The 15331-nt window shown below is 71.1% G+C and carries 14 protein-coding genes; 7 read left to right on the forward strand and 7 right to left on the reverse strand.

Translation table 11 applies throughout. From position 1 onward, the window contains the following. Positions 1 to 114: 114 nt before the first annotated feature. Positions 115 to 903: a DUF305 domain-containing protein gene (locus tag ACQG07_RS06295; protein ID WP_426737762.1), complete on the reverse strand. Its 789-nt coding sequence runs from the start codon at positions 901 to 903 to the stop codon at positions 115 to 117. A gap of 4 nt (positions 904 to 907) precedes the next feature. Continuing rightward, complete coding sequence (locus ACQG07_RS06300) at positions 908 to 1612, reverse strand: DUF3105 domain-containing protein (protein WP_426737763.1); 705 nt, start codon at positions 1610 to 1612, stop codon at positions 908 to 910. Positions 1613 to 1777: 165 nt separating this feature from the next. On the opposite strand from ACQG07_RS06300, the gene ACQG07_RS06305 reads away from it, so the two are divergent. Then, positions 1778 to 3031: an Nramp family divalent metal transporter gene (locus ACQG07_RS06305; protein WP_137243876.1), complete on the forward strand. Its 1254-nt coding sequence runs from the start codon at positions 1778 to 1780 to the stop codon at positions 3029 to 3031. A gap of 51 nt (positions 3032 to 3082) precedes the next feature. On the opposite strand, the gene ACQG07_RS06310 is transcribed toward ACQG07_RS06305, so the two are convergent. Then, on the reverse strand, positions 3083 to 3760 hold the full coding sequence (locus ACQG07_RS06310) for a metal-dependent transcriptional regulator (protein ID WP_079706739.1): 678 nt from the start codon (positions 3758 to 3760) through the stop codon (positions 3083 to 3085). 171 nt (positions 3761 to 3931) lie between these two features. Between ACQG07_RS06310 and ACQG07_RS06315 the strand changes: the two genes are divergently transcribed. The 6 genes from ACQG07_RS06315 to ACQG07_RS06340 all read left to right on the forward strand — a co-directional run bounded on the left by ACQG07_RS06315 (position 3932) and on the right by ACQG07_RS06340 (position 10520). After that, complete coding sequence (locus ACQG07_RS06315) at positions 3932 to 4240, forward strand: hypothetical protein (RefSeq protein ID WP_426737764.1); 309 nt, start codon at positions 3932 to 3934, stop codon at positions 4238 to 4240. A 195-nt stretch (positions 4241 to 4435) separates the two neighbouring features. Next, entirely contained in the window at positions 4436 to 5800 is a 1365-nt protein-coding gene (locus ACQG07_RS06320; RefSeq protein WP_064295706.1) for a cystathionine beta-synthase, read from the forward strand. Positions 5801 to 5933: 133 nt separating this feature from the next. Next, entirely contained in the window at positions 5934 to 7112 is a 1179-nt protein-coding gene (locus tag ACQG07_RS06325; protein WP_274500414.1) for a cystathionine gamma-synthase, read from the forward strand. A gap of 160 nt (positions 7113 to 7272) precedes the next feature. After that, the gene (locus tag ACQG07_RS06330; RefSeq protein ID WP_426737765.1) at positions 7273 to 8778 is read left to right on the forward strand and encodes an MFS transporter; all 1506 of its coding nucleotides are present in this window, start codon (positions 7273 to 7275) and stop codon (positions 8776 to 8778) included. Between the two features lie 171 nt (positions 8779 to 8949). Then, a complete protein-coding gene (locus tag ACQG07_RS06335; protein ID WP_426737766.1) occupies positions 8950 to 9516 on the forward strand; it encodes a DUF1648 domain-containing protein in 567 nt (188 codons plus the stop codon). A 116-nt stretch (positions 9517 to 9632) separates the two neighbouring features. Next, a complete protein-coding gene (locus tag ACQG07_RS06340) occupies positions 9633 to 10520 on the forward strand; it encodes a DarT ssDNA thymidine ADP-ribosyltransferase family protein (protein ID WP_426737767.1) in 888 nt (295 codons plus the stop codon). 298 nt (positions 10521 to 10818) lie between these two features. Here ACQG07_RS06340 and ACQG07_RS06345 read toward each other — a convergent pair whose 3' ends face one another. From ACQG07_RS06345 to ACQG07_RS06360, 4 genes are all read right to left on the reverse strand, one after another. Further along, the gene (locus tag ACQG07_RS06345; RefSeq protein WP_426737768.1) at positions 10819 to 11868 is read right to left on the reverse strand and encodes a LacI family DNA-binding transcriptional regulator; all 1050 of its coding nucleotides are present in this window, start codon (positions 11866 to 11868) and stop codon (positions 10819 to 10821) included. A gap of 59 nt (positions 11869 to 11927) precedes the next feature. Then, positions 11928 to 12806 (reverse strand): sugar phosphate isomerase/epimerase family protein, encoded by an 879-nt coding sequence (locus ACQG07_RS06350; RefSeq protein WP_426737769.1) that lies wholly within the window; start codon positions 12804 to 12806, stop codon positions 11928 to 11930. 74 nt (positions 12807 to 12880) lie between these two features. Continuing rightward, complete coding sequence (locus ACQG07_RS06355; protein ID WP_426737770.1) at positions 12881 to 14068, reverse strand: dihydrodipicolinate synthase family protein; 1188 nt, start codon at positions 14066 to 14068, stop codon at positions 12881 to 12883. Further along, complete coding sequence (locus ACQG07_RS06360) at positions 14065 to 15234, reverse strand: Gfo/Idh/MocA family protein (RefSeq protein ID WP_426737956.1); 1170 nt, start codon at positions 15232 to 15234, stop codon at positions 14065 to 14067. Before ACQG07_RS06360 ends, ACQG07_RS06355 begins: the two co-directional genes overlap by 4 nt. Positions 15235 to 15331: the final 97 nt, after the last annotated feature.

The following is a 15331-nucleotide window of genomic DNA, read 5'->3' on the forward strand; positions in this document are numbered from 1 at the left end:
TCGCTCCTGTTCATCGGGCCCGTTCGGGCGTCGGGATCATTCTTCGCCGTCGGCCGGGTTCTGGCTAGCCCCTTGTCGGAGCCCGCCCGTCGCCCGGGCGGTCGACGGGAGGGGTCAGCCGGCGAGGTCGACCGGCCCGCCCCGGTCGTCGAGCATGCGGGTCATGAGCTCGATCTCCGCCTGCTGGCTCGCGATGACCGCGCGCGTGAAGGCCAGCGCGGTCGCGTTCGTGGTCCGCGGCTGCAGCGCCTCGGCCATCTCGACCGCGCCCTGGTGGTGGGCGATCATCAGGGTGAGGAACACTCGCTCCGCCTGGAGACCGGACGCCGCTGTCAGCTGGTCGATCTGGGCTGGTGTGGCGAGGCCCGGCATCGGGTCGCCAGGGGTGTGGGTGGACCCGGGGGTCGCCGTGTCGCCGCCGTGCGCATGGCCGCTGGCACCCGTGAGCGTGGGGAGCGTCATCCACGTCATGTCCGGCTGCCGCGAACCCTGCGGCAGGTTCCACTGGACGAGCCAGTCGTACAGCTGGCCCGACTGCTGCGCCTGGGTGGTCGCGATGTCGTACGCGAGGGTGCGAACGTCGACCGCGTCCGTCCGGTCGCGGATGATCATGGCGAGCTCCACGCCCTGGTTGTGGTGCACCTGCATGTCGCGCGAGAAGCCCGCCTCGGCGCTCGTCGTGGTGGGTGTCGGGTCGGCGAGCGTGCTGAGTCGACCGACCGAGAAGCCGATCGCCGCGGCGACCATGATCGCGATGACGGCCATCGCGGCGATGACGATGCGCGTCCGGCTGGAGCCGTCGGGGGAGCCTTGCGCCTCCCAGGCGGCGAGTTCCTCGTCGGTCACGCCGCCGTCGGCCGGTTCGCCGGTCGTCGGGGCGTCGGGTGTGCTCGCCGGGGTCAACGGATCAGACCTTGCCGGGACCGTCGATCGCGCCGGTGCAGGCCGCGCCGGGTTCCGGGACGTTGTTGCTCTTCCAGAACTCCTCGAAGAAGTCGGCGATGCGCGCGTCACTCGCGTTGTTGACCTGCAGCTGGGAGTTCCAGCCGCTCAGCACGATCGGCGAGGGGAGGTCGGACTTCGGCGACAGGACGACGTACGTGGTGGGGAGCAGCTCCTTGAGCTTCGTGAGCTCCGCGTCGCTGAGGGACGGGTCGTAGGTGACCCAGATCGCGCCGTGCTCGAGGGAGTGGACCGCGTTCTCGTTGGTCTGCTCCTCGGTGTAGATGCCGCAGTTCAGCCAGTACTGGTTGTGCGGGCCACCGGCCGGCGGGTTCTGCGGGTAGTCGACCGTGCCCTCGACGTGCTCCGAGGTGTTCTGGAACAGCTCCACGCCCGCGATGTCCTGGCCGGTGCCGGTGCCACCGCCGGGGTAGCTGGCGTTCTTCGGCAGGGTGAGGACGACGCTCGTGACGAGGACCGCGATGACGGCCACACCGCCTACGACACCGGCCCAGATCCCGATGCGGCGGTTGCGGTTCTTCCGCTTCTGCGCCTGCTTGAACGCCGCGACCTTGGCCTGACGCTGGGCTTCGCGCTCCTGCTTCACGCTCTGCTGCTTGACGGCGGGCGGGACGGGAGTGTTCTTGGGGCGATCTGCTGCAGGGGTCACGGGGGCCTCTCGAAAAGTTGTATGCGTAACTATCGAACCAGATGTGCTTCCGGGGGCCGTTCCGGCGCCTGACGATGCGCAGTCGATTCTCAGGCTCATCCAAGCAGACAGCCGGTGAATCCAAGAGTTAGCCTCGTCTAACAAATGTAGCTCGGTCTTGCTAACATGGCCGACGTGACCAGTGACCTCGCCGCTCCGACGACCCGCGCGCCCCGCGGACCACGACTCCTGTTCCTCCTCGGGCCCGCCTTCGTGGCGGCGATCGCCTACGTCGATCCCGGGAATGTCGCGGCCAACCTCACGGCGGGAGCCCAGTACGGCTACCTGCTCGTCTGGGTGCTCGTCGCCGCGAACGCGATGGCCGTGCTCGTCCAGTACCTCTCCGCCAAGCTCGGCCTCGTCACCGGGCAGAGCCTGCCCGAGCTGCTCGGCTCGCGACTGCGCACCGGGCCGCGTCGGCTCTACTGGGTGCAGGCGGAGCTCGTCGCCGCCGCGACCGACCTCGCCGAAGTGATCGGCGGTGCCGTGGCGCTGTACCTGCTGTTCGGGATCCCGCTCGTGCTCGGCGGCGTCATCGTCGGGGTCTTCTCGATCGTGCTCCTCGCCGTGCAGAACTGGTACGGCCAGCGGCACTTCGAGTTCGCGATCCTGACGCTCCTCGCCGTCATCGCCGTCGGCTTCCTCGCCGGCCTGTTCGTCAGTCCCGTCGACTGGGGTGCCGCGGCCGGTGGGCTGGTGCCGCGGTTCGAGGGCACGGCGACGGTCCTGCTCGCCGCGAGCATGCTGGGCGCGACGGTCATGCCGCACGCGATCTACCTCCACTCCTCGCTGAGTCGGGACCGGCACGGCGTCCAGACGAGCGACGGTGCCATCCGTCGGCTCATCGTGGCGACCCGCTGGGACGTCGCGGCGGCACTCGTCCTCGCCGGAGCGGTGAACATCGCGATGCTCCTGCTCGCGGCCGCGTCGCTCGGCGGTGTCGAGGGGACGGACTCGATCGAGGGGGCGCACGCGGCGATCACCGCTGCGCTCGGGCCGGTCATCGGCGTGATCTTCGCCATCGGCCTGCTCGCATCGGGGCTCGCCTCGACCTCGGTGGGCGCCTACGCGGGAGCGGCGATCATGGGCGGGCTCCTCAAGGTGCGCATCCCGTTGCTCGCCCGACGCGTGATCACCCTGATCCCGGCACTCGTCATCCTGGCTGCGGGCATCGACCCGACCACCGCGCTCGTGCTCAGCCAGGTGTTCCTCAGCCTCGGCATCCCCTTCGCGCTCATCCCGCTCGTGCGCTACACGGGCGACCGGCGGATCATGGGTGTCCACGTCGACCAGCTCGCCACCCGCGTGTTCGCCTGGATCGTGGTCGCGCTCATCGTCACGCTGAACGTCGCGCTCATCGTGCTGACGTTCTTCGGGTGATCAGCCCGGCGGTTCGCTCGCCGGAACATCGGCGAACGGAGATGCCGGCGATCAGGCGACGACCGTCACCCAGACGGCGTCGGCGGCGAGGCGACCGAGCGTGAGGCGGGTGCCGGTGGCGGTGAGCCGGAGTTCCAGTTCGCCCGCGAACGCCCGGTGGTCGTCCACGCTGAGTTCGGTGTCGAGGACGATGCCGAGGGTGCTCAGATGGCGGAGGGTCTCCGGGTCGGCGTCCGAGATGCGACACACCGTCAGCGGGCTGTCGGACGGCGCCTCGTTCAACCGGACCGCGTCCGGGCGGTGCGGGGTGCCGTCGGCAGAAGGGATCGGATCGCCGTGCGGATCGCGGATCGGGTGGCCGAGCGCGGCGTCGATGCGCTCGATCATCGTGTCGCTCGCCGCGTGCTCGAGGATCTCCGCCTCATCGTGGACCTCGTCCCAGCCGTAGCCGAGCATCTCGACGAGGAAGGTCTCGATGAGCCGGTGCCGCCGCACCATCGCGACCGCGTGCGCCTGCCCGGCGGGGGTGAGCTCGATGCTGCCGTAGGGCTCGTGCACGACGAGTCCCTGGGCGGCGAGTCGCTTCACGGCGTCGGAGGCGGTCGCGGGACGGACGCCCATGCGATCCGCGAGCAGTTTGACGGTGGCCGACTCGTCGGCCCACTCGGAGGTCGTCCAGATCGTCTTGAGGTAGTCCTGGGAGACGGCGGAGAGGCCGGAGACGGTCATGCCTCCAGTCTAGGGAGCGTGGTGCGCGTCCATCATGCGGCCGCCGGCAGGCCACCGCGCGTTCACGCCCGCCTGGCAGAATGGGCACCGGCACCCCCGAACAGGGCACCCGACTGCTACGGTCGAGTCCTCGCACCCGCGAACACCGATCCATCCGACGAGAAGGGCCACGTGATGTCCCAGGCGCTGCGCACCTCGACAACACGGCTCGGATCCGGCGCGCGCGCCACGCTCGAACTCGTTGCAGCGGCCATGGCGGGCGAAGGCCACCTGGACGCGCCCGGGGCGGACGGGACACCCCGTCGTCGCCCGGCCGAGCTCGCGTTGCGCCGGCTCCCGGCGCTCGTCGCGGTGCTGCTGCTCGCCGCGGTCGTGCTCACGGTCATCGGTGTCCTCATGGTGCTGACCCTCGCCGTCCGGCTGGTGTCCTCGGCTGTCTCGGCACTCGGTCCGCGGCAGCGACTCGTCGCGATCCACTGACGTCGGATCGGCCCCGTCATCCGGCTGCGTTCCCTGCACTCGCCGGGTAGGGTGGTCAGCATGCGTCTCCGCCTGTCGTGTTCCTGCTGTCCCCGCTGAACCGTCCCTGCCCGGGATGCCGCCTCAGCCGCCCCAGCCATCCGGTGACGCACGCGAGAGTCGTGCGGTGACGCACCACAGGAACAGATTGCAGACATGAACTACGCAGACTCCGTCCTCGATCTCATCGGGAACACGCCCCTCGTCAAGCTCAACCGGGTCACCGAGGGCATCGCGGCCACCGTGCTCGTCAAGGTCGAGTACCTCAACCCGGGCGGCTCCTCGAAGGACCGCATCGCGACGCGCATCATCGACGCCGCCGAGGCGTCGGGCGACCTCAAGCCGGGCGGCACGATCGTCGAGCCCACCTCCGGCAACACCGGCGTCGGCCTCGCCCTCGTCGCCCAGCAGCGCGGGTACCGCTGCGTGTTCGTCCTGCCCGACAAGGTCGGCGAGGACAAGCGGAACGTGCTCACCGCCTACGGTGCGGAGATCGTCGTCACGCCCACCTCCGTCGCTCCCGACAGCCCCGACTCGTACTACAGCGTGTCCGACCGCCTCACCGCCGAGATCCCGGGCGCGTTCAAGCCCAACCAGTACGCGAACCCGAACGGGCCGCGCAGCCACTACGAGTCGACCGGTCCCGAGATCTGGCGCGACACCGAGGGCGAGATCACCCACTTCGTCGCGGGCGTCGGCACCGGAGGCACCATCTCCGGGACGGGCAAGTACCTCAAGGAGGTCTCCGAGGGCGGCGTGCGCATCATCGGCGCAGACCCGGAGGGCTCCGTCTACTCGGGCGGCACCGGGCGTCCATACCTCGTCGAGGGCGTCGGCGAGGACTTCTGGCCGACCGCGTACGACCCCTCCATCCCCGACGAGATCATCGCCGTCACCGACGCCGAGTCGTTCGCGATGACACGTCGCCTCGCCCGCGAAGAAGGACTGCTCGTGGGCGGCTCCAGCGGCATGGCGGTCCAGGCGGCCCTCGTCGCGGCGCGCGACCTCCCGGCGTCGGCCGTGGTCGTCGTCCTCCTGCCCGACGGCGGGCGCGGCTACCTCGGCAAGATCTTCAACGACTCCTGGCTGCAGTCCTACGGCTTCAGCGAGGTCGCCGACGACCGCACGGTGGGCGACATCCTCCGTGGCAAGGGCTCGGAGATGCCGGACCTCGTGCACGTGCACCCGAGCGACACCGTCCGCGACGTCGTCGACATCATGACCGAGTACGGCGTCTCGCAGCTCCCGGTGCTGAGCGCCGAGCCGCCCGTGGTGATGGGCGAGGTCGTCGGTGCGATCGACGAGGCCAGCCTCATGGACGCCGTCTTCAGCGGCGCGGCCAAGATGAACGACGCCGCGAGCGCGTTCGTCGGCGACCCGCTGCCGCTCATCGGTCTCGGTGAGTCCATCCCGGCGGCGCGCGCGGCGCTCGGTTCCGCCCCGGCGTTCCTCGTCACCGACGGCGGCAAGCCGATCGGCGTCATCACGCGGCACGACCTCCTCACCTACCTGGCGGGTTGAGCGTGGGCGGCATGCAGGTCGTGTGGGCGGAGTCCGGGCGATGTCCCGACCGCGCCCGACCCCGGTGACCGGGCCAGTCCGACCGGTCGCCCACCCCGACACCTCCCCGAATCCTGAACCGAAAGAGTCACCCATGAGCAAGCACGACCACGGCTTCGCCACCCGCAGCATCCACGCCGGACAGGAGTTCGACCCCACCACCGGGGCGATCATCCCGCCGATCTACCAGACGTCGACCTTCGTCCAGGACGGCGTCGGCGGGCTCCGCGGCGGCTACGAGTACAGCCGCTCCGCCAACCCGACCCGCACGGCGCTCGAGACGCAGCTCGCCGCGCTCGAGGGTGCGAAGCACGGCTTCTCCTTCGCCTCCGGCCTCGCCGCCGAGGACGCGCTCATCCGCACGGCACTCCGCCCCGGCGACCACATCGTCATCGGCAACGACGTCTACGGCGGTACTTACCGGCTGATCAACCGGGTGCACGGCGCCTGGGGCGTCGAGCACACGGTCGTGGACCTCGGCGACCTCGCGGCCGTCGAAGCGGCGATCATCCCTGGCCGCACGAAGCTGCTGTGGGTCGAGACGCCGAGCAACCCGCTCATGAAGATCAGCGACATCGCGGCACTCGCGGCCCTCGCGCACCGCCACGAGGTGCTCTCCGTCGTGGACAACACCTTCGCCTCGCCGGCGCTGCAGCAGCCGCTCTCGCTCGGGGCCGACATCGTGGTGCACTCGACGACCAAGTACCTCGGCGGTCACTCGGACGTCCTCGGTGGCGCCATCATCATGAACGACGACGAGCTCGCCGAGCAGCTCGGCTTCGTGCAGTTCGCCGCGGGCGCGGTCTCGGCCCCGCTCGACGCGTGGCTCACGACCCGCGGCATCAAGACCCTCGCGGTGCGCATGCGCCAGCACAGTGCGAACGCGCAGGCGATCGCGGAGTTCCTCGACGGCCACGTCGCCGTCGAGCGCGTCTACTACCCGGGCCTCGAGAGCCACCCCGGTCACGAGCTCGCTGCCCGCCAGATGTCCGGGTTCGGCGGCATGCTGTCGCTCGCGCTCGTCGGTGGCCCGGCTGCAGCCACCCGCCTCGTCGAGAAGACGAAGCTGTTCGCGCTCGCCGAGTCGCTCGGCGGCGTCGAGTCGCTCATCGGCCTGCCGGCGCAGATGACGCACGCCTCGGTGAAGGGCACGGAGCTGGCGGTCCCCGAGAACGTCGTCCGGCTGTCGGTCGGCATCGAGGACGTCGCCGACCTCATCGCCGACCTCGACCGCGCGCTCGCGAAGGTCTTGAAGGCGAGCGCCAAGCACTAGCGGGCGGTCCCGGCTCGTTCGCAATTCAGGAAGGCTGCGGCGCGTCCTGCGCCGAACCCGTCGATCGGCGACGGCGCGCCGGGCACGTCCTGAATGGTGAACGGGCAGGGGTTCGTCAGCGCTTGACCTCAAGTCACGTTGAGGTTCTAGGCTCGGAATCGTGACCACAGCGACGACCCCCGAGCCAGTGACCGGAGCCGACCCGACGCCCCGCGACCGTGGGATTTTCAGCCGCCGGTTCGTCCTCGTCACCATCGGTGCGTGCGCGCTCGTGTTCCTCGGCGCCTTCGAGTCCCTCGCCGTCACGACGATCATGCCGCTCGTGAGCGGGGAACTCGGCGGCGAGCAGCTCTACGCGCTCGCCTTCGCCGGCCCGCTCGCGGTCAGTGTCATCGGCATGGTCGCGGCGGGCTCGGTCGCCGACCGCATCGGTCCGGTCCAGCCGCTGCTCGCGTCAGTCGTCCTGTTCCTCATCGGTCTCCTCCTGGCCGGAACCGCGACCACCATGTGGGCCGTCGTCGCTGGACGCCTCGTCCAGAGCCTCGGTTCGGGAGCGATGACCGTCGCCCTGTACGTCCTCGTCGCCCGCATCTACCCACCGGCCCTGCACCCGCGGATCTTCGCCGGGTTCGCAGCCGCCTGGGTGGTCCCCTCCCTGATCGGGCCGTTCCTCGCCGGGGTGGTCGCCGAGCGGTTCAGCTGGCACTGGGTCTTCCTCGGGGTCGTCGGCCTCGTGGTCGTCGCGACGCTCCTCCTCCTGCCGGCCCTCCGGATGCTGCGCGCCTCCGCCACCGAACGCGCGGAGCGGCAGGCCGCCGAGCAGGAGTCAGCGAAGGAGAGCGGCGAGGTGGCCACCGTCGCGCGCACGGGCGCGGAGCTGCGTCGACTCGGGTGGGCGGTGCTCGTCGCGGCGGCGGTCCTCGCGGTCAACCTCTCGACGGAGTTCTCGGGATGGATCGCCTGGGCGCTCCCGGTCGTCGGTGCCGTGGTCGCGATCCTCGCCCTCCGCCCCCTGATTCCGCTCGGCACGCTCACCGCACGCCGCGGGCTCCCGACGGTCATCCTGGTGCGCGGACTGACCTCCGCCGCGTTCTTCGGCGCCGAGGTGTACGTGCCGTACCTGCTGACCCGCGAGCACGGGCTCACGCCGGCGCTCGCCGGACTCGCGCTCACCGGTGGGGCGATCGCGTGGTCGCTGTCGTCCTGGTTGCAGGGGCGCCTCGGGGACCGGCTGTCGAATGCGAACGCCGTGCAGATCGGGTCGTCACTCGTCACGGTCGCCGTCGCGATCGCCCTGTCCGCCGCCCTCGTCGGCCTGCCGCCGGTGGTGCCGATCGTCGCCTGGGTGGTGAGCGGCGGCGGCATGGGCCTCATGTTCCCGCGCCTCAGCGTCATGACGCTCGCCTACTCCGACGAGCGCTCGCAGGGGTTCAACAGTGCGGCGATGTCGATCGGCGACGCGATCGGCGGTGCCCTCGCGCTCGCGGCGACCGGGCTGGCGTTCACGGCACTCGACGGCTCCGGGGCGTTCGCAGGGCTGGCCTGGGTCGCTCCCGGCGGGATCGCGTTCGCCGGATGCTTCGCCATCGCGCTGGTCGCCGGTGTCGTGGCGGTGGTCGTCGCGCGTCGGGTGAGCCGACCAGCGGAGCCAGCCGCGACCGGGTGAGCCGAGACGACGCCGCCTGGATAGTGCTGCGGTGCGTGGGGGGTAGCGTCGCCCACGCATCGCTGCAGTGTCCAGGCGGCGGGCCCGAGGTGGAGAACCAGGGCATCGGGTATGATTGATGCAGATATTCCTGGGGTGCGCGCCAGGGTGCTCGCGCAGATGAGGAGTGGGATGCAGGACCCGACGACCACTCGCCCGGAGTGGCCCCCTCGCCGACCGCCGGTCTGGCCGCATCTCGTCGCACTCGTCATCGTCGCTGCGACGCTGGTCGTCGGCCTGGTGGTGTATCCGTCTGCTCCTGATCCGATGCCGGTGCACTTCGACGCCGCACTCCAGCCGGACGCCTGGTCGGACAAGCGTCTCGGCGGGTTCCTGCTGCCGGTCATCATCGGGGCCGCGGTCGTGGCGATCTTCTGGATCGTCGCCGCCTGCCTGCCGCTCGCCGGCACGACCCGATCGGATGTCGACCCCCACCCACCGACCACTGCATCGACGTGGTCCACGCAACTGTCGCCTCGTCCGGAGGTGACGGCTGCCACGCTGGACGCCACCGGGCGACTGCTGGGCAATCTGACGATCGCGACCGCCGCGCTCATCTCCGTCGTCGCACTCACCACCTGGCTCGGCGTGCCCGCGTGGATGGCGCCCTGGCTGCTCCCGGTGCTGATGGCGGCGTTCTTCGGATCACTCGCCGTGTCGTGCGTCCGGGGGTTCCGGGCGCAGCGCGGGCTGGCCTGAGGGTGCCCGCGTGCACGAGGGGTGCGGAAGCCGCGTACCCTTGATGCGTACGTCTCGGCTCGTCCCCCCAGTGACCCGCTCCTCGTGTCTCGGAGCCGGACTGCAGAAGGACTCTCTTGAGCGACGAATGCAAACACGGTTTCGACAACGGCCTCTGCGCGACCTGCTTCCCGCCGCCGCCCCGCGAGGTGCCGGTCGCTGAACCACCCGCTCCCAAGGTCCGTCGGTCGACGGTCGCTCCCTCGCTCCGCGAGCCGGCCCCGACCCGCGTGCGGACCGCGGCCACCACGAAGACGGTGACGAAGGCGGCGGCAGCGCTGCCCGTGGTGCGCGTCGGTGAGCAGCGGCTGTACCACGTCACCCACATCCGCAATCTCGAGCGCATCCTCGAGACCGGCAGCATCCTGCCGGTGGCCTCCCCGGCGCTCCCCGACGGGCCGGTCGTCGACATCGCCGCCGCGAGCCACCGCGAGGCGCGACGCACGATGGTGCTCGCCGGCACCGACGACCTCACGCCCGCCGACTTCGTCCCGTTCTTCCTGACCCCGGACGCCGACCTCTGGGCGGGCATCCGCGCGGGCGAGCAGGACGTCCGCCTGTCCGCCGAGGCGTTCGCGTCATCGGTCAACGACTACGTCGTGCTCGTCACCACGATCGACGGCGCAGCCGTGCACCCGGGCGAGTTCGACGCCGACACCGGCCGGCCCTCCCGCGCGCGGGTCGTGGTCGCCGACGGTGACGCCTCCCACGTGCTCACGAGCATCGGCGCGAACGCGATGACCGCCGACCGCATGGTGCAGCGCTTCGCGACCGACGAGGACCCCGCGGCCCTCCGACGCGCGGAGGTGCTCGTCGCCGACGCCGTGCCGTTCGACCGCGTCACCGTGATCGGTGTCGCGACGGTCAATGTCCGCGAGCACGTCAAGCGACTCGTCGCCGGCGCCGGCCACCGCACCAAGATCGCCGCCTACACGCCGTGGTTCCAGGAGCACGTCGCCGACTAGCAGCTGTCTCGCGTTCACAACTCCTGCTGGACGGGCACCGGAACCCGGCTGACGGCGCCGTGTCAGGCGGCCCTGCCGCCCTCAGCAGGAGTTGTGCGCGGGAAACGAGTGCGCACCTCGGCTGTGCGGAGGCGAACGCGTCCCCTTCCGAGGACACCAGGCCCAGGGCGTGCTGCTGTCCGCAACTCCTGCTGCATGGCCCCAGGGCCACTGAGCCGGACGCTGCACGCCCCGATCGGGGCGAGCTGCAGGAGTTGTGCCCCGGTGAACGCCCCGGGGGAGGAGACGGACTGGCGAGTCAGGCGCGCGGCGGCGTGCTCTCGCGGAGGAGGACCGTCGCGCCGACGGGCTCCGTCGTCGTGCTGTCCGTCGCCGGGTCGAGCGCCAGCCGCACGGCGTGCTCACCGACCGCCTCGAGCGGCACAGCGACCGTGGTGAGAGCCGGGGTGACGTCGCGGGAGGTCGCGATGTCGTCGTAGCCGGCGACCGCGAGGTCCTCGGGAAGGCGGAGTCCGGCCGCGCGGAACGCCGACATCGCCCCGATCGCCATCACATCGTTGACGGCGAAGACCAGGTCGACGTCGTCGAGTCCCAGCTGCAGGAGTTCGGCGGCACCCTGGCGCCCGCCGTCGCGGGTGAACTCGGCCCGGACGATCCTCGACGGATGGATCGCGATGCCGTGCTCGGCCAAACCCTCCGCGAACCCGCTCACCCGCTCGCGGGAGGTCAGCAGGCGGTCGTCTCCGGCGATGACGGCGAAGCGGCGGTACCCGGCACCGACGAGTTCCCGGGCCAGCTCGCGGGCACCGGTCGCGTTGCCGAGCTGCACCGTGGCGAACGGGAGCGTCCGCTGCGAGACGAGGACGACGCGTCCGCCCGTCGACTCGTAGGCCGCGAGCTCATCCGACAGCCGGTGCTCCGACGCGACCCCGTCCCAGCGACTGCCCGTCAGGATGATGGCGCGTGGCCGTTGCCCGCGGAGCACCCGTACGAGTTCGAGTTCGCGCTCGTGGTCGCGGTGCGTGACGGCCATGGTCGTGGCGATGCGCTGCTCGTCGGCCGCGCGGATGGCCCCGGCCGCGATGGACGAGAAGTACGGGTCGGCGATGTCGCTCACGAGGAGCGAGATCGTCGACGACAGGCCCTTCGCGACCGCCTGGGCCGACAGGTTCGGCGTGTAGTTCAGCCGGAGCGCGGCGTCGAGGACCCGCCGACGGAACGTCTCGTTGACCGTCCGGGTGCTCCCGTTGAGCGCGCGCGACGCGGTGGCGAGGGAGACCCCCGCCTCACGGGCGACGTCGTGCAGCGTCGGTGGGACCGGCGTCACCCGGTGCTCGTCGACCGACATGGCGCTCCTTCGTACTGGCGGCTGCTGAGACACACTCTGCCACAGGGCGGCCGCGGCGATCAGGGGTGGTGGATCGCGTCGTCGTGGTCGAGGTGCGGGACGACCGTCGCCTGGAACGCGTCGACGGTGCGATCCACCACCTGCTGGAACGGGCTGTCCCAGATGTCCTGGTTGAAGAGCTCGACCTCGATGTCGCCGGTGTACCCCGCCGCCTCGACGGCACGGGTGAGCGAGCCGAAGTCGACGACGCCGTCGCCCGGATAGTGCCGGGAGAGGAGGACGTCCGCGGCGAGCGGCGTCGCCCAGTCGCACGCCTGGTAGCTGGAGATCCGACCGGTCGCGCCCGCGCGGGCGATCTGCTCGAGCACCTGCGGGTCCCACCAGATGTGGAAGGTGTCGACGACCACTCCGACGGCCTCCGGAGCGAACTGCTCGGCGATGTCGAGGGCCTGACCGAGCGTCGAGACGACCGCGCGGTCCGAGGCGTACATCGGATGCAACGGCTCGATGGCGAGCTGCACGCCGGACTCGAGCGCGTGGTCGGTGAGCTCACCGATCGCGTCTCGGACGAGTTCGCGGGCGCCGATGAGGTCACGGGATCCGGCCGGGAGGCCGCCCACCACGAGAACGAGGGCCGGTGCGCCGAGGGCGGCGGCCTCGTCGATCGCGGTCCGGTTGTCGTCGATCGACGTCCGGCGAGCCGGCCCCTCGGGCATGGTGAAGAAGCCACCACGGCACAGGCTCGAGACACGCAGGCCGCTGTCCGTGAGGAGGCTCGCCGAGGCGGCGACGCCGTACTCCTGCACGGGCTCGCGCCAGGCGCCGAAGCTCGTGACACCGGCCGCCGTGACGGCTGCGACCGCCTCCGGGAGGGTGGCGTACTTGATCGTGGCCTGGTTGACCGAGAGTCGCGGGTGCGGGGTGAGGTGGCCGCTCACCGCTCCCTGAGCTTGTCCCGCCGGTCCCTCGGCTTGTCCCGCCGGTCCCTGAGCCTGTCGAAGGGCGGTGCCGCTCATCGGGCTCCTCCCGCCGTGGTCAGCGTGCCGACGACACCGGCCGTGCGCAGCAGGCCCGTCCAACGCTCGGCGGCGAGCTCCGGGTGCTCGAGTGTCCCGGCCGCGTCGGCGAGGCGCACGATCTCCGACAGGTGCGGCAGGCTCCGGGCCGCGTGCAAGCCGCCGACCATCGAGAACGCCGGCTGGTGGCCGTTCAACCAGCTGAGGAAGGCGATGCCCGTCTTGTAGTAGTAGGTCGGCGCGGCGAAGATCTGCCGCGACAGGGCCTCGGTCGGTCGGAGGATCCGCTCGTAGGCGGCCGGGTCGCCGGCGTCGAGCGCTTGGATCGCGGCGGACGCGGCCGGAGCGATCGTGGTGAACGCACCGAGCAGCGCGTCCGAGTGGCCCTCGGCGTCACCGGCGATGAGGTCGACGTAGTTGAAGTCGTCACCGGTGAACATCGTCGTGCCGGACGGCAGCCGACGCCGGACGGCGATCTCCGCGTCGGCGTCGAGCAGGCTCATCTTGACCCCGGCGACGTGGTCGACGTTGTCGGTCATGATGCGCAGCAGCGTGTCCGAGGCCTCGGCGACGTCACTTGAGCCGAAGTAGCCCTCCAGGCTCGGGTCGAACGCCGTGCCGAGCCAGTGCAGGACCACCGGCGACTGCGCGGCCGACAGGACCCGGTCGTAGACGCGACGGTAGTCGTCGGCGGACTGCGCGGCCCTCGCCAGGTGTCGGCTGGCCATGAGCACGGTCCCGGCGCCCGCGTCCTCGGCGAACGCGAGTTGTTCGAGGTAGGCGTCGGCGACCGCGTCGAGCGAGACGGTCTCGTCGGCGAGGTGGTCGGTGTTGACGCCGACGACGAGCGCGCCGCCGACGGAGGCGGCCTCGGCGGCGCTCCGGGTGATCAGCTCGCGCGTGGCGGCGGTGTCGAGCCCCATGTTCCGCTGGGCGGTGTCCATCGCGTCCGCGACGCCGAGGCCGTACGACCACACGTGGTGGCGGTAGGCGAGCGTCGCGTCCCAGTCGAGCTCGGCGGGCGCGCCCGGCACGTTGTCGCCCCAGGCCGTCGGGACGACGTGCGCCGCGGCGTAGGCGGTGCGGCTCGTCAGGGGCGTGGTCGGGCGCTCGGCCACGACGGGCTCGCGGAGCTCCAGCGCGGTGACCGTGCCGTCGGTCGAGAGCAGCGGGACGGACGTCATCGTGCGACCGAGGCCTCGAGCGACGCCAGCTCCTCGTCCGCGCCAGCGGTGTCGCCCGTGCTTCCGAGCGTCACCTCGGGCAGGTCGAGGCGGCGGCCGGTGCGCGAGCTCTCGAGGCCGAGCTCCGCGAGCAGGACGCCGCGCGCGCCGGCGAGGAGGTCGTACTCGTATGGGCCGTCCTCGACGACGTGGCGGAGGAACTCCTCCCACTGCGTCTTGAAGCCGTTCTCGAACACGTCGTTCGTCGGCACGTCCTGCCAGTCGCCCGCGTAGTCGTGGTCGTCGGCGAGGTCGGGGTTCCACACCGGCTTCGGGGTGACGTTCCGCGGCTGCACCTTGCAACCGAAGAGACCGGCGACGGCGGAGCCATGCGTGCCGTCCACCTGGAACTGCACGAGCTCATCGCGGTCGACGCGCACCGTCCAGCTGGAGTTGAGCTGGGCGATCACGCCGCCCTCGAGCTCGAAGACCCCGTAGGCGGCGTCGTCGGCGGTGGCCGCATAGGCCTCGCCCCGCTCGTCGAAGCGCTCGGGGATGTGCGTCGTCGCCTTCGCATACACCGACTCGACCCGACCGAAGAGGTTCTCGAGCACGTAGCTCCAGTGCGGGAACATGTCGACGACGATGCCGCCGCCGTCCTCGGCCCGGTAGTTCCAGCTCGGGCGCTGCGCCGGCTGCCAGTCGCCCTCGAACACCCAGTAGCCGAACTCGCCACGGACGGAGAGGATCCGACCGAAGAAGCCCGAGTCGATGAGGCGCTTGAGCTTGCGCAGCCCCGGCAGGTAGAGCTTGTCGTGCACGACGCCGTTCTTCACACCGGCCTCGGCGGCGAGGCGTGCGAGTTCCAGCGCCTCCTCGAAGGTCTCCGCCGTCGGCTTCTCGGTGTAGATGGTCTTGCCGGCCGCGATCGCCTTGCGCAGCGCGGTGGCGCGGGCCTTCGTGACGAGGAAGTCGGCGTAGATGTCCCAGCGGGGGTCGGCGAGGACCGCGTCGAGGTCGGTCGAGGTGTGCTCGATGCCATGCCGCGTGGCGAGCTCGTCGAGGGTCCCCTGGTTGCGGCCGACGAGGATCAACTCGATCTGGCGGCGGGTGCCGTCGGACAGCTGCACACCGCCCTGCTCCTGGATGGCCAGCAGCGAGCGCACGAGGTGCTGCCGGTAGCCCATGCGCCCGGTGGCGCCGTTGACGATGATCCCGATGGTCTGCTCTGACACGGTGGCTCTTCCTCTGGTTCGTGTTCCGGTCCCGGCGGCTGCGGGCCAT

The sequence above is a fragment of the Plantibacter sp. 2H11-2 genome, assembly GCF_050031945.1.
Classification (GTDB): domain Bacteria; phylum Actinomycetota; class Actinomycetes; order Actinomycetales; family Microbacteriaceae; genus Plantibacter; species Plantibacter auratus.

Excerpts from the sequence above, each read along its gene's own strand:
- ACQG07_RS06305 (WP_137243876.1), top strand. The coding sequence starts at position 1,778 with ATGGCCGACGTGACCAGTGACCTCGCCGCTCCGACGACCCGCGCGCCC.
- ACQG07_RS06310 (WP_079706739.1), bottom strand. The coding sequence starts at position 3,760 with ATGACCGTCTCCGGCCTCTCCGCCGTCTCCCAGGACTACCTCAAGACG.
- ACQG07_RS06320 (WP_064295706.1), top strand. The coding sequence starts at position 4,436 with ATGAACTACGCAGACTCCGTCCTCGATCTCATCGGGAACACGCCCCTC.
- ACQG07_RS06325 (WP_274500414.1), top strand. The coding sequence starts at position 5,934 with ATGAGCAAGCACGACCACGGCTTCGCCACCCGCAGCATCCACGCCGGA.
- ACQG07_RS06335 (WP_426737766.1), top strand. The coding sequence starts at position 8,950 with ATGCAGGACCCGACGACCACTCGCCCGGAGTGGCCCCCTCGCCGACCG.
- ACQG07_RS06345 (WP_426737768.1), bottom strand. The coding sequence starts at position 11,868 with ATGTCGGTCGACGAGCACCGGGTGACGCCGGTCCCACCGACGCTGCAC.
- ACQG07_RS06355 (WP_426737770.1), bottom strand. The coding sequence starts at position 14,068 with ATGACGTCCGTCCCGCTGCTCTCGACCGACGGCACGGTCACCGCGCTG.
- ACQG07_RS06360 (WP_426737956.1), bottom strand. The coding sequence starts at position 15,234 with ATGGGCTACCGGCAGCACCTCGTGCGCTCGCTGCTGGCCATCCAGGAG.